At 44.8% G+C, this 14745-nt stretch carries 12 protein-coding genes; 6 read left to right on the top strand and 6 right to left on the bottom strand.

Going from position 1 to position 14745, the window contains the following annotated elements; genetic code table 11:
* The 3 genes from nqrF (at position 1) to nqrM (ending at position 2622) form a co-directional block, all read left to right on the top strand.
* Positions 1-1227, top strand: a complete 1227-nt coding sequence (gene nqrF, locus Xbed_RS04940) for an NADH:ubiquinone reductase (Na(+)-transporting) subunit F (protein WP_086111822.1) — start codon at positions 1-3, stop codon at positions 1225-1227.
* A gap of 125 nt (positions 1228-1352) precedes the next feature.
* Positions 1353-2381, top strand: a complete 1029-nt coding sequence (locus Xbed_RS04935; protein ID WP_086111821.1) for an FAD:protein FMN transferase — start codon at positions 1353-1355, stop codon at positions 2379-2381.
* Between the two features lie 16 nt (positions 2382-2397).
* Positions 2398-2622: a (Na+)-NQR maturation NqrM gene (nqrM, locus tag Xbed_RS04930; protein WP_086111820.1), complete on the top strand. Its 225-nt coding sequence runs from the start codon at positions 2398-2400 to the stop codon at positions 2620-2622.
* A 96-nt stretch (positions 2623-2718) separates the two neighbouring features.
* Here the strand turns inward: nqrM and Xbed_RS04925 are convergent, their stop codons facing one another.
* Together Xbed_RS04925 and Xbed_RS04920 are read right to left on the bottom strand one after the other, a co-directional pair.
* Positions 2719-3234 carry a sigma-70 family RNA polymerase sigma factor gene (locus tag Xbed_RS04925; RefSeq protein WP_086111819.1) on the bottom strand — a complete coding sequence of 172 codons (516 nt, stop codon included), beginning with the start codon at positions 3232-3234 and terminating at the stop codon, positions 2719-2721.
* Between the two features lie 141 nt (positions 3235-3375).
* On the bottom strand, positions 3376-5685 hold the full coding sequence (locus tag Xbed_RS04920; RefSeq protein ID WP_244182408.1) for a TonB-dependent hemoglobin/transferrin/lactoferrin family receptor: 2310 nt from the start codon (positions 5683-5685) through the stop codon (positions 3376-3378).
* Positions 5686-5982: 297 nt separating this feature from the next.
* Between Xbed_RS04920 and Xbed_RS04915 the strand changes: the two genes are divergently transcribed.
* Positions 5983-6504: a hypothetical protein gene (locus Xbed_RS04915; RefSeq protein WP_086111818.1), complete on the top strand. Its 522-nt coding sequence runs from the start codon at positions 5983-5985 to the stop codon at positions 6502-6504.
* A gap of 190 nt (positions 6505-6694) precedes the next feature.
* Entirely contained in the window at positions 6695-7132 is a 438-nt protein-coding gene (locus Xbed_RS04910) for a GNAT family N-acetyltransferase (protein ID WP_086111817.1), read from the top strand.
* 160 nt (positions 7133-7292) lie between these two features.
* Here Xbed_RS04910 and betA read toward each other — a convergent pair whose 3' ends face one another.
* Genes betA through betI form a run of 3 tightly spaced genes read right to left on the bottom strand, consistent with a single transcriptional unit; the run spans position 7293 to position 11108 of the window.
* Positions 7293-8972, bottom strand: coding sequence for a choline dehydrogenase (gene betA, locus Xbed_RS04905; protein ID WP_086111816.1), 1680 nt, complete (start codon positions 8970-8972; stop codon positions 7293-7295).
* A gap of 27 nt (positions 8973-8999) precedes the next feature.
* Complete coding sequence (gene betB / locus Xbed_RS04900; RefSeq protein ID WP_086111815.1) at positions 9000-10478, bottom strand: betaine-aldehyde dehydrogenase; 1479 nt, start codon at positions 10476-10478, stop codon at positions 9000-9002.
* A 42-nt stretch (positions 10479-10520) separates the two neighbouring features.
* Positions 10521-11108 carry a transcriptional regulator BetI gene (gene betI / locus Xbed_RS04895; protein ID WP_086111814.1) on the bottom strand — a complete coding sequence of 196 codons (588 nt, stop codon included), beginning with the start codon at positions 11106-11108 and terminating at the stop codon, positions 10521-10523.
* 209 nt (positions 11109-11317) lie between these two features.
* On the opposite strand from betI, the gene Xbed_RS04890 reads away from it, so the two are divergent.
* Positions 11318-13360, top strand: coding sequence for a choline transporter (locus Xbed_RS04890; RefSeq protein ID WP_086111813.1), 2043 nt, complete (start codon positions 11318-11320; stop codon positions 13358-13360).
* Positions 13361-13471: 111 nt separating this feature from the next.
* Here Xbed_RS04890 and Xbed_RS04885 read toward each other — a convergent pair whose 3' ends face one another.
* Positions 13472-14731, bottom strand: a complete 1260-nt coding sequence (locus tag Xbed_RS04885) for an MFS transporter (RefSeq protein ID WP_279625506.1) — start codon at positions 14729-14731, stop codon at positions 13472-13474.
* Positions 14732-14745 lie beyond the last annotated feature (14 nt).

Here is a 14745-nt window from a genome sequence, read left to right as displayed (position 1 = left end):
ATGGATATAATCATTCTAGGCGTAGTAATGTTTACCCTGATTGTGTTGGTACTGACGGCAATGATTTTGTTCGCAAAATCTAAGTTAGTGAACACCGGGGATATTAAAGTTGAAGTCAATGGCGATGAGGATAAAAGTTTCTCAGCGCCTGCGGGTGACAAGTTGTTGAACATGCTGTCCAATCAGGGGATTTTCGTTTCCTCTGCTTGTGGCGGTGGTGGCTCTTGTGGTCAGTGCCGGGTGAAAATCAGCGACGGTGGTGGTGATATCCTGCCAACCGAGCTTTCTCACATTAATAAGCGTGAAGCAAAAGAAGGTTGCCGTCTGGCCTGTCAGGTTAACGTTAAACAAGACCTGAAAATTGAGCTGCCGGAAGAAATCTTCGGCGTGAAGAAATGGGAATGTGAAGTTATCTCTAACGATAACAAAGCCACTTTCATTAAAGAATTGAAACTGAAAATTCCTGATGGGGAAGTGGTGCCATTCCGTGCGGGGGGATTCATTCAGATTGAATGTCCTCCACACGTTGCCCGTTATTCTGATTTTGATGTGCCACAGGAATATCGTGAAGATTGGGATAAATTCAATCTGTTCCGCTATGTTTCTGAAGTGAATGAACCGACGGTTCGTGCTTACTCCATGGCTAACTATCCAGAAGAGCATGGCATCATCATGCTGAACGTGCGTATTGCTACGCCACCGCCAAGAAATCCCGATGTGGTGCCGGGTATTATGTCTTCTTATATCTGGTCACTGAAAGCGGGTGATAAGGTGACCATTTCCGGCCCATTTGGTGAATTCTTCGCGAAAGACACTGAGGCTGAAATGGTCTTCATTGGGGGGGGGGCGGGTATGGCGCCAATGCGTTCCCACATTTTCGATCAGCTTAACCGTTTGAACTCCAAGCGTAAGATTACCTTCTGGTACGGAGCACGCTCCAAGCGTGAAATGTTCTATACCGAAGACTTTGACAAGCTGGCTGCAGAGAATGAAAACTTCACATGGCATGTGGCGTTATCTGATGCTCTGCCGGAAGATAACTGGGATGGTTACACCGGCTTTATTCATAATGTCCTGTATGAAAACTATCTGAAAGATCATCCGGCTCCAGAAGACTGTGAGTTCTACATGTGTGGGCCTCCGGTCATGAACGCGGCGGTCATCAAGATGTTGAAAGACCTCGGTGTTGAAGACGAAAACATCATGTTGGATGATTTCGGTGGCTGATGTTTGTAATGCGTTGATTTTAAAATAACTTTGATTTTAAGATAACGTTGATTTAACGATAAGCGCCCACTTTTTGTGGGCGCTGACGATTCAGAAAGAGCCAAAATAAGTCAGAAGAGTAAGTTATGCTGAGTAAAAAAATTATCCACTGGAGTGCATTATTGTTTTCGGTTGTGCTACTGGCGGCGTGTGGTGGCCCTGAACAGCAAAACCTGAATGGGCAGACGATGGGGACTTATTACTCCGTTAAATATGTTGCTGATTCGTCTGCCCCTGCCCCTGAAAACCTGCAACAAGAGATTGATCGGCTGCTGGAAGAAGTCAACGACCAGATGTCCACTTACCGGCCAAATTCTGAATTGAGTCGTTTTAATCAAAGCCGTGAAGTGAATAAACCGTTTCCGGTCTCTGCCGCCACGGCAAAAGTTGTCAAAGAAGCGATTCGAATCAATAGGCTGACAAAGGGTGCTCTGGATGTCACGGTTGGCCCATTGGTGAATTTATGGGGTTTTGGACCGGAAGGGCGAATTACCAAAGCGCCGACAAATGAAGAGTTAGCGACTCGTCGTGTCTGGACGGGCATCAGCCACCTGTCTGTTGAAGGCAATAACCTGATTAAATCTATTCCTGAACTTTATGTCGATCTTTCTTCCATTGCCAAAGGTTATGGTGTTGATGTTGTGGCAGAGTATCTGGCATCCCAGAATATCAAAAATTACATGGTCGATATTGGGGGTGAAGTTCGTACATCGGGCAACAATGGCAAAGGCAACCCATGGCGGATAGCGATTGAAAAACCCTCGGATAGCGGTATGGCACAGAGCGCTCAGGAGATCATTGAGCCGGGCACCATGTCTGTGGCAACATCGGGTGATTACCGCAACTATTTTGAACAGAATGGCGTTCGTTACTCACATACCATTAATCCGAAAACCGGCCGGCCCATCACGCATAATCTGGTTTCAATCACGGTGATAGCACCCAATTGCATGAATGCGGATGGCTTTTCTACCGGGCTGGATGTTTTGGGGCCAGAAAAGGGCATGGAATTGGCGGAAAAGCTGAATATCCCGGTCTTTATGATTGTCAAAACCAAAGCAGGTTTTGAAGAGCGCTATAGTACTGCTTTCAAGGCATACTTACAGAAGCAATAAGAGAGGGGAAAGGGTTATGGAAGTCTTTATTGCCGCTTTTATCTTTTTCTTGCTGGCCTTCGCGGGCATGGCATTGGGCTATATTGTTAAACGCAAGAGTATCCAAGGGAGCTGTGGGGGGTTGGGAAGTCTCGGTGTAGAGAAAGTTTGTGATTGTCCTGAACCCTGTGATGCCCGTAAAAAACGCCTGGCAAGGGAAGCCGTTCGTCAGGCGCAGTTGGCGAAGAACCGTATTCTTTGATGCGGTTTGCCGCTCAATAAATGGATAGCCCAAAAAGTGACCCGCTGCCGGACAATCAGCGGGTTTTGTTACTTATTCAGGGGCTCAGGGCATTGTTCAGGGCATATTGAAAGGGTGACATTTTCTGTGGGCCTGATGTAAGTAATTTTTCACTGAACTTATTGAAATACCCAAATCGTCTGCAACCTCTTTGTAACGCAGACCCTGAAGTTGAGTAAGCAGAAATGCCTGTCGAACTTTTGCCGGCAGTTCATCCAGTGTCTTATCTATCTTTTCAAGCTGTTCCAGCAACATGAGTTGATTCTCAGAACAATGTGATGAGATTTCCGGTGTTGTACCCATATACTCCAGATAATTGTCTTCCAGTTTTTTCCTGCGCCAGTGATTGGCAAGGGTTCTACGGGCTATCGTGATTAAAAAAGCTCTTGGCTGGCGGATATTCTCAAGATCCGAAGATTGCATCAGCTTAATGAAAATCTCATGGGTGAGGTCTTCGGCCTGGTTTGGGCAGGCACTGTTTTGTCTGATCCAGTGGCATAACCAGTGATGGTAATCGGAATAGAGTTTTTGGGCGATTTCTTTGTGCCCAAATGTGCTTTTTTGCACCGCCATGATGATATTGCCTGATAGGATAAATCTGATAATGATTATTATTTGTATTTGTTCGGAAGAAGTCAATGAGGCATTCTAGAGCTAACCCCCTTAAAAATTAAGGGGGTTAAGTGGTTAAGTGATTAAGTGGTCAAATACTCATTAGAACTGTTGTGAAATACTGAATTTGTAATTCCGGCCAATGCCTGACACTGATTCTCCTAAGTAAGGGGCGTAATCCCGGTTAAATAGGTTGTCGATGGTGACTCGTGCTTCAAATCCTTTGATATCAGAAGGACGCCAGCTTGCAAACAGGCCATGCAGGGCGTAGCCGCTGCTTTTTGGTAGTTCCCAATATTCAGCCATCGGGTCACCATCAACGGGTGAGCGATCTTGTTTACGGATAAAATCGCCTTTCCAGCCCATCGCCATCTGCCATTGTGGAATTTTGAACCCTAACATCGCGTGAGCCGATGTTGGGGGAATTTCTGCCAGCCAGGTTTTACGCCCTATCCACGGATCACGCGGGGAAGCATCGCGCTGGCCGCGCATCGTGGAGAAAGAGAGCTTGCCGAATAGCGTGCTGCTGTCATAGAAAGTCTCAATTTCCAGACCTTCAATGGTATAGCCCGGTAAATTACGATTATTTGCCAGTGGCTTTCCGCATGAACTGGGCGAACCACTTTTTATTTGGGCCTCACAATAAATCCCGCGTCTTTTGAAAATTTCATCTTTACCACGGTTGCGGAATAAGGTGGTACGGATTTGCAGACTGTCATCTTCAAGCATTAAATGATCGAAATCGAGAATGGCACCCAAGCGTATGCCGGTCATTCTTTCGACATCAAGATCGCGGCTGGTACTGGGAAGACGGGTGCCCATTGACTGAACTTCATATTGCTCATCAACTAAGGGCGCACGCCACGTGCGGCTGATATCAGAAAAGAGAGACAAGTTTGGTGTTGCTTTCCACATGATACCCAGATGTGAAGACCATCCGGCGTAAGTGACACCATGATAATCATGCCCCGCTTCGGGTAACGGGTTATTAAACCGTGGCGCTGCATTTTCCTTACCTATGTTTTTGGTATGGTCATAACGAACACCCGGCGTAATGGTAATGTTTGAGAATGTCATAGAATCCTGTACATAGAGGCTATGTGTTGCCTGATCTCCAGCAGGCATATAATAAGGCTGGTAATAGCCATAATTATATTCGGCTTCTTCTATCTTATCCTTATCAAACATCCACACATGACGTTGGTTTTTATGCCATCTAGCACCACCCAGTAATTCGTGCTTAATGAAACCGGTTGAAAATACACTTTTATTATTTATATCAATAACATGATCGGTGTAATCCACCCAGCTTTTATTGCCCATAGAGGCGCTGTAATTAACGATAATATCTTCCGGACGATGATCCGTTTGCTTAGTTTTCGAATAAGCATAGGTCATCGTTAGATTCAACCAAGGGTTATCCTCTGGTGCAATATTCCATTTGGCAGAGTAGTTTTGATCAATTTGATCACGAAAGACCAGTTTTCTTTTCCATGCACCATCCAAACCATATTTTTTTATGTCATAGGCAGTGGGAACAGCCGTCTTATTTCGTTTCGCGGCCCACGGCTGCCAGCCATCTGATTCAGATCGCATTGCGGACAGACTTACGGTATGTGTGTCACTGGGATAAAAATTAGTTTTCAACAAATAGGAGGTTTGCTTGTTTTGCGAATACTCAAAATGGGTGCCATCAGGGCGTTTAATATTATGCCCATCACGCTTGCTCACATAGAGCAATCCGTCGGCAAAGCCATTGGGATCTCTGCCATATAGGGCACCACTGCTGATCCACTGTCTGTCATTGGTGTGGTAGCTTTGTTTGATAAAGCCGCCCCAATCCTCATCAGGGCGCAATAAGTCGCCCGCATCTTTGGTCACAATTTTGACCGAGCCGCCAAATCCGCCGTTGCCGTTCAGCAAATTGTGTGGCCCTTTATCAACATCGACCCGCTTGATTAACTCAGGCTCAATAAAGACTGAACCCTGACGATATTTCTCGAATCCTTTTGGCGCATCATCCAGTGTGACTTTGATATCTTCGACGTCTCCCATCCCCCAGATGTTCAGCGTTTGCCCGCCGGGACGCGGCGAACCTGACATCGAAACACCGGGAAGCTGATCCAGTAATTGGCCAAGGTTATCTGCCTGAGTCCGGTCAATATCCGCCTTTTTGAGCACTGAACTGCCCGCACTGGTGCTGTTGTGTAAACTTCCTACAACAGACAGTGAAGGTAATTTTATGACCTCATTTTTCTTTTCAGATTTTGGCTCAGTGGGATTTTCCAGCGCATAAACCGCACCGGAAAATGCTGTGCTTAACACGAATGTCCCTGAGAATGTGCCTCTTAAAATGTATTGAATCACCGTTGTGATTGGGCGTTTTTCTAATTTTTGACTATTATTTGCCATAAATTTCCTGAAATATGATCAAGTAAAATATTTACATTGTTATAAGTCACTTGAGAAATTAAATCGGGTAAATAAAAATGAGAATTATTTTTGTTTTTGTCTCTGTGACTGCGTTTTGTTGAAGCGTTTATCACCTTTGTTCATTTCAATTGATTGAAATATTTGTGTATTGTGTTACACCTTCTCAGTCGCTGACAATGTCGGCAATGGGATCAACGTGCTTATGAGATGTTTTGGCACAGAGTCGCCAGGGCACTCATTGGTGAGGTTATTTCCTTAAGTGCAAGGGGTTAGTCAATGAAGAAAAAGATCTTTAGTTCTCTGATCTTGGCCGGTATTGTGGCACTGATTGCGGGTTGTGATGATACTGCTACAAAAGCAGAAGAGGTTACACAGCAAACGGAAGACAGAGCAACACACATGAAAACCGATGCTGAACAGAAAGCCACAGGCATAGTGGAGAGTGCAAAAGAAAAATCACAGGAGATAAAGGAAAACGCCCTGAGTGGAAGTCATGGCATGATCGAAAAGTCTAAGGAAGTGCAAAATCAGGTGACTCATTCGGTTAATGATATCGCTGAACAGATAAAGTCTAAAGCGGCAAATATGCAGGATCAGGCAGGGAAAACAGCCAGTGATCTGATCGATGATATGAAAGCGAAAAAAGATGATATACAACGTCAGGCCACTGACAAACTTCATCAGCTTTCAGATGGCATAAAATCGACAACGGAAGAAATAAAATCTGAAACCGATAAAAAAACGGATGATTTAATCAATAGTCTTAAAGATGCCGGTGATAAAAAAGAAGAAGGTTAATTGATCGTTTCAATTTCCGATCAGTGTAAAAGGGATTAGTGTGAAAGGGATCAATATCAGAAGGGTGATCCGCCAATGATCACCCTTCTATTTTTATCTGATGTCAACGAAATAGTCTTCCTGCCTGCTTGACTTAATTATCCACCTAAAAGTAGATTAGAAATTCCGCAAAAAGACTCAGGAAATAATAATGAAAATAAAATTCAGTACGGGAAGGCAGGATTCAGAATTAATTCAACACGCATTTTCCATTCGCAAACAGATATTTGCGGATGAGCAGGGATTTGAAGCGGAAATTGATATTGATGAATATGATGATATCGCCTTACATGTGGTGATATTTGATGATGAAAAGCCAGTCGGGGTACTACGGGCGATCCCACAAGACGATAACAGGCTTAAAGTTGGGCGTGTTGCGGTATTGAAAGATTATCGCGGTCGGGGAGTGGGGCGTAAGATCATGGAATTTATTGAGGATTATGGACGAAAAAATAAAGTTTCAGCGATTGAATTATCTTCGCAATGTCATGCCCGGCCGTTTTATGAAAGCCTTGGCTATCAAGCTCGTGGTGAAATTTATTTGGAGGAAGGTGCAGAACATATCTTTATGGTACTGGATGTGACGTAACGGATTTTCATTATGAAGCCTGAAAGGGCTAATATAATAAAACAATAATTATTATTTGAAATATTAATACGGGAAAAATGAGTATGTTAATAATATAACGTAACTTTCTCAATTTCCCGTATTAGTGATTTATTCCTTTTTACGCGCACAAATTCATTGTTCAATTATTTTGTGCTAATTGGCGGATGGGGGCGCCATTGGCAACATAATATTTCACCTGACTGCGTGGCAGAGGAGAAATCCCCCGGATTTTATCCGCTATTTTTTCTGCCATCATAATGGTTGTGGCATTCAAATTACCCGTTATGATTTCTGGCATAATGGAAGCATCAATAACCCGCAAGTTCTCAATACCATACACGCGCCCCTCACCATCCACAACGGCCATTTCATCTGTTCCCATTTTGCAACTGCATGATGGGTGAAATGCGGTTTCGGCATGTTCACGAATAAAAGCATCTAGCTGCTCATCAGTCTGGATTTCAGCGCCCGGACTGATTTCCCGCCCACAATACGGAGCCAGTGCAGGCTGCGCCATAATTGCCCTGGTAATGCGGATCGCATCGCGGAATTCCTGCCAGTCTTGTTCGGTTGACATATAGTTGAACAAAATGCTGGGATGCTGACGTGGATCCCGTGACTTAATTTTTACCCGGCCCCGGCTTGGGGAGCGCATGGAACCCACGTGAGCCTGAAAACCATGTTGATTAACGGCATTACTGCCGTTGTAATTAATGGCAACGGGCAGGAAATGAAACTGAATATTTGGCCAGGCAAATTTTTCATTGGTACGAATAAATCCACCTGCTTCAAATTGATTGCTGGCACCAATGCCTGTCCCTTTGAATAACCATTCGGCTCCGATTTGAGGTTGGTTATACCATTTCAACGCAGGATAGAGAGAGACGGGTTTAAGGCATTCATACTGCAAATACATCTCAAGGTGATCTTGTAAATTTTGCCCAACGCCCGGTAATACCTGTACCGCAGAAATGCCAAACTCGTTCAATACCTCTTCTGGCCCAATTCCTGAGCGTTGCAAGATCTGCGGGGAAGCAATGGCTCCGGCGCAGAGTAAAACTTCTTTGCGTGCTGTCGCTTGCGTTGGTGTCGAACTATTACCCCGATAAAAATTGACCCCAACCGCTGTTTTTCCTGCAAATTCGAGGGTATTGGTCAAGGCATGGGTAATAATCGTGAGATTGGCACGCGATCGCGCTTGATCCAGATAACCCCGGGCGGTACTGGACCGACGCCCGTTGGGGGTGACCGTGCGATCCATTGGGCCAAAGCCTTCTTGCTGGTAGCCATTTAAATCTTCAGTACGCGGATATCCTGCTTGAATACCGGCTGCAACCATCGCATGAAAGAGTTCATTATTTCCCGCTTTGGGGGTCGTGACACTGACGGGGCCATCACTGCCGTGATAGTCATTTCCGCCAATATCCCGTGATTCAGACTTGCGAAAGTAAGGCAGGCAATCAAGATAAGTCCAGTCTTCCAGACCCGGCTGCGTTGCCCAATGATCAAAATCCATCGCATTGCCACGGATGTAGCACATGCCGTTGATGAGTGAAGAGCCACCCAGCCCTTTTCCGCGACCACATTCCATGCGTCGATGGTTCATATGGGGTTCAGGATCGGTTTCATATGCCCAGTTATAACGGGTTCCCTGCAAAGGATATGCCAGCGCTGCCGGCATTTGGGTACGAAAGTCGCATCGATAATCTGGCCCACCGGCTTCCAGCAGCAGGACCGTTACATCGGGATCTTCCGTCAAACGGGTTGCAAGTACGTTCCCCGCTGAACCAGCACCGATAATAATGTAATCAAATACCATTGTTATCTCCCCTGTTTCAGTGATGGATTAAAATAGGGATTCAAAATCACCCAGTTCGACCTGGATTGATTTGATTTGAGTGTAATGTTGCAGTGTGACCAACCCATTTTCACGACCCACCCCGGAATGCTTGTAACCCCCCACCGGCATGGCTGCCGGGGACTCTCCCCATGTGTTGATCCAGCAGATCCCGGCTTCCAGTTGGTGGATTACGCGATGTGCCCGGGACAGATCTTTCGTCACCAAGCCCGCACCCAGGCCATATTTTGTATCATTGGCTCTGGCAATGACTTCATCTTCCGTTTCATAAGTCAGAATAGACATCACAGGGCCAAATATTTCTTCCTGCGCAATCAGCATATCATCAGTACAATCACTGAATACCGTCGGTGCAACAAATGCACCTTTCGCCAGATCGCCTTCCAGCAGGCGTTTACCGCCACAGAGCAAACGGGCATTGGAATTTTTGCCGCTTTCGATATAGCGCAAAACAGATTCCATATGTGGAAAGCTCACCAGAGGGCCAAAATTGGTGTTGGGATCGAGGGGCGAGCCAATGCGAATGCGTTTAACACGTTCAAGAATTTTAGCTTCAAATTGCGCAAGCAGTGCCTTGGGGACAAAAACCCGGGTGCCATTGGTACAAACCTGACCTGAGCTGAAAAAATTTGCCATCATGGCAATATCGGCAGCGCGATCCAGATCGGCATCATCAAAGATGATCAGCGGAGATTTACCGCCCAATTCCATGGTGACTTCTTTTAACGTTGCCCCTGAAGCATTCGCCATCACTTTCTTGCCGGTGACAATGCCACCCGTAAACGACATTTTGGCGATTTGCGGATGAATAGCCAGATAATGCCCCACTTCATGGCCTGCGCCAGTCAGGACGTTGAATACACCGTCAGGCAAACCGGCCTCGGTATAGATTTCGGCCAGTTTCAGGGCGGTCAGGGAAGTGACTTCACTGGGCTTGAAAATCATGGCATTGCCGGCAGCCAGCGCGGGCGCTGATTTCCAGAGCGCGATTTGAATGGGATAGTTCCATGCCCCGATGCCGGCTACGACCCCCAGAGGTTCACGGCGTGTGTACACGAAAGAAGATTCACGCAGTGGAATTTGCTGGCCTTCAAGGGCAGGGATCAAACCTGCATAATATTCCAGCACATCGGTACCCGTGACAATATCAACCTGTTGGGTTTCAGAAAGTGGCTTGCCGGTATCCAGTGTTTCCAACTCCGCCAGTTCATCATTGCGTTCACGCAATATATCTACGGCCTTGTGTAAGATCCGGGAACGCTCTACCGGCGTCATTGACGCCCAGATTTTCTGCCCCTGATGGGCGCTTTTGACCGCTAAATCCACATCTTGCTCAGTTGCGGATTGAAATTGAGCAATAATCTCGCCATTGGCAGGATTAATGGCATCAAACATGGTGGTGTTGGGATGGGTACTATCAACATAAGCACCGTGGATATAAAGTTTCTGTGAGCTGAAATGAGTCATAGATTCTCCTTAGAGCTTATCCATTGGGTTATAAGTCAGAATTCAGGCCGGACCGAGTTTCTGTTCGATGTAATCGAGGGTGATTTTTAATGCTCCATCGAGATCAAAAGGTTTGCTGCTTAATGCGCTTCTCAGCCATAGACCATCAATCAATGCAGCCAGCCCTTGTGCCGCAAGTTGCGCTTCTTTTTTTGGCAGAGTACGTTTGAATTCGACACAGATATTGGAATACAAACGGCGTTCATTGACCTGTTGTAAGCGATAAAGGCTGGGTTGGTGCATACTGCTGGCCCAAAATGCCAACCAAGTTTTCATGGCAGCGCTGTTGATTTGGCTGGGATCAAAATTCCCTTCGACAATGGCCTTCAGTTTTTGCATGGGGGTGGTGTCGTCAAGCAGGCGTATTCGGCGCGCTACAGCCATTCTCAGTTGGTGTAATAAGTAACGCATGGTGGCTTCGAGTAGCCCGTTTTTATCTTTAAAGTAGTGGCTGATAATCCCGTTGGAAACCCCTGCTTTCCGGGCTATTTGCGCAATACTTGCTTCCTGCATCCCCACTTCATTGACGACAATTAATGTTGCATCAATGAGTTGTTGTTTTCTTATGGACTGCATTCCAATTTTTGGCATGATTTTATGCTCAGAAAATCAAACATTCGGCGCTCATTAAACTTTTTTTTGATTGAATGTTCAATCAAAATTAAATATGTTTTATTACAATATTTTCACAATTTGCACTTAAAACTATTCAATATGACTTAAATTTTATTTTTGATTCAATGTGTTATATCCATTAGCCTTTTTCATATCTCTACATGCAATTATTTCAGGAACTGCCTATGAACATACAAGACAGTCCGAAAAACACTCAGAAGGATACACTGAACTCTGTCGTTTTTTTCGCTTCTGCTGGACTGATTATCATTTTTTCTCTATTCACGATTTTCTTCACGGAGGCAACAAGTGTCTGGATAAAAAATACTCTATCCTGGGTCTCTAAAACGTTTGGCTGGTACTACTTGCTGGCGGCTACGCTTTACATTGTGTTCGTCATTTTTGTTGCGGCTTCCCGTTTTGGTTCCATCAAGTTAGGGCCAGAACAATCCAAGCCAGAATTCAGTTTGCTCAGTTGGGCTGCCATGCTGTTTGCCGCCGGAATAGGTATTGATTTGATGTTTTTCTCGGTGGCTGAACCGGTTACTCAATATATGCGTCCGCCAACGGGCGAAGGAGAAACCATTGAAGCAGCCCGTCAGGCGATGGTGTGGACACTGTTTCACTATGGCCTGACGGGCTGGTCTATGTATGCTTTGGTAGGGATTGCGCTGGGTTATTTCAGTTATCGTTACAATTTGCCATTAACTATCCGTTCGGCGCTTTACCCTATTTTCGGGAATCGCATCAAAGGGCCGATTGGTCACATTGTGGATATTGCCGCAGTGATAGGAACGATTTTCGGCATCGCGACAACACTTGGGATTGGCGTTGTGCAGTTAAACTATGGGCTAAAAGTGCTGTTCGGATTGCCACAGGGGTTGGGCGTTCAGGGCGGATTAATACTGCTGTCGGTTATCGTGGCAACGGTGTCTGTGACCTCTGGGGTGAACAAAGGGATTCGGTTTCTGTCTGAACTGAATGTACTGCTGGCGTTGGGGTTGGTGTTGTTTATTCTGTTTGTGGGGGATACGGAGTTTTTGCTTAATGGGCTGGTGCAGAATGTGGGTGATTACATCAGCCGTTTTATGGGCATGACACTCAATAGTTTCGCATTTGAGCGGCCGACTGAATGGATGAATAGCTGGACGCTGTTTTTCTGGGCGTGGTGGGTCGCCTGGGCACCGTTTGTTGGATTATTTCTGGCCCGTATTTCCCGTGGCCGCACGATCCGCCAGTTTGTGATGGGAACGCTGATTATTCCCTTTGTTTTTACCCTGATTTGGCTGTCGGTTTTTGGCAATAGCGCGTTATATGAAATTCTTCATGGCAACCCTCAATTAGCTGAAACCGTGTTAGTTCACCCGGAGCGGGGATTTTATGATTTGCTGGCACTGTATCCGGCGTTCACGCTAAGTGCTTCTGTTGCCACAATCACGGGGCTGCTGTTTTACGTGACTTCCGCAGATTCGGGATCGCTGGTTTTAGGCAATTTCACTTCTAACCTCAGTGATATTAATAATGACTCACCGAACTGGCTGCGGATATTCTGGTCTGTGGCGATTGGTGTACTGACGCTGGGGGTATTGATGACGGATGGCATTTCCGCTTTGCAGAATATGACGGTAATCATGGGGCTGCCTTTTAGTTTTGTGATCTTTTTTATCATGGCAGGATTATATAAATCGTTGCGGGTAGAGGATTTTCGCAAGGCCAGTGCATTGCAGAATACATCGCCGACATTGGTGCATGATAATGGCTCCCTGAACTGGAAACAGCGCCTGAGCCGTATGATGCATTTTCCGGGCACGAAAAACACTCAGCGGATGCTGGATATGGTGTGTCGTCCAGCCATGTTGGACGTTGCCAAAGAGTTGGTCGTGCGTGGTGCAAGTGTTCAGTTCCACGCCTTGCCTGCGCAAGGGAGCAAGAGGCTGAATCCCCTTGAATTGGTTGTTGATTTGGGCGATGAGCAGAATTTTGTTTATCAGATTTGGCCGCAACGTTATTCCGTACCCGGATTTACCTATCGGGCGAGATCAGGCAAATCTGACTATTACCGTTTGGAAACGTTTTTGATGGAAGGGACGCAGGGTAATGACTTGATGGATTATACCAAAGAGCAAATCATCAGCGATATTCTTGATCATTATGAGAAACACCTGAATTTTATTCACCTTAATCGTGAATCGCCGGGACAAACGCTGATTTTTCCGAGTGGTGGATAAGCATAAAGGATAAAAAAACGCCTGCGCTATATGAAATTGCAGGCGTTTTTTATTGATATTCTTTATCAAGTTAGATAATGAGTTTATCTGCTAAAATAGATAAAAATCCTATCATCTATTTTTTGAAGGGTAAGCATCAGGATAGAGTTTACCATAATAACCATTCAATTGAGCTTCTGACATTTTTGATATCTCCACATATTTGGGTGAAAACAGAACCAGGAACGACATCAATCCCATTGAGGCAGAGAAGGCGAGTAACAGAATTCTTATGTCATAACTTTCTACAATGTAAGTTGCCGATATCATCCCCAACGGTATTGAGACTATGCAAATAGCCAGAAATTTTGATTCCATGGTATTACGATAAGATTCCGGTGTTGCCAGGCAGCGAATGGAAGTGGTATTGATATTATAAATAACCAAACCAATTCCACTGATTAACATATAACTGCACAACCCGATTAATGAGGTTGCCGTGGAGATACCAGCGATACATACAGATATCGTGAAGGCGGCAATAAAGGCACTGTGGGCTTTGCAGAGGAGTTTATTCAGATAGTTAATAATGATGACACTGCCAATCATCATACCGACCCCAAATGTTGCCTCGGCAATCCCCACCTGTAAGGCGCTGAGTTTAAATTCATTGATGATAATCAGTGGAGTAATATAAGTAACTAATGGGACTGTCGTGAAATTGAAAAAGGAGGAAACGATAACCAGACGGGTTTCTGTTGGGTTTTTGGTAATGATCTTAATACTGCCTATGTTGCCGGTATGTTGTTGTAATGGTTTCTCTTTTTTCTGATTTTTTATAAAATAAAATCCAATGATTGATGAAAGCGACATTAGCGAAATAAAAAGTAAAGCTCCGTCTATTTTTAAATAATGAATAACGATCCCAGATATAGCAGGCCCAAGGATAATATTAACGGAATTAACAACCCCTCTGTATTTAAAGGCAGACTCCAACTTATTTTCATCACTGATTTCAGGAAGAATACTGGTGCCAATTGGTTGAATGAGTATGGCTGAAATAGAAGCAAAAATAGAGATAATGCCTAACGGGAGATAGAGACGGGTATCTATAAAATTAGCGAGAATTAAAAGTAAAGAGGTTGGGATGATACAAAAAAATAGGATGGTTTTCTTATTGAATCTGTCTCCAAGGTTACTCATAAAGACCAGAAATAAGACTTGCAATAACCATGATGAAAAAATGAACCACCCAAGTTGAAAGTCTAGATTAAGGACTTCAATCATCCACCATGAGAATAGCATAGCAAATGCTCTTGTAGAGGAGGTAAATAAAATATCAGACATTTGATATAGAAAAAAGGAAATATTATTTTTCATTACTATCCTTATATTTTTTAATAAAC

It is taken from the genome of Xenorhabdus beddingii (assembly GCF_002127545.1).
In the GTDB taxonomy this organism is placed as follows: Bacteria; Pseudomonadota; Gammaproteobacteria; order Enterobacterales; family Enterobacteriaceae; genus Xenorhabdus; species Xenorhabdus beddingii.
Note: the sequence above shows the minus strand (reverse complement) of the source record. Positions and strands in the feature narration are given on the sequence as shown.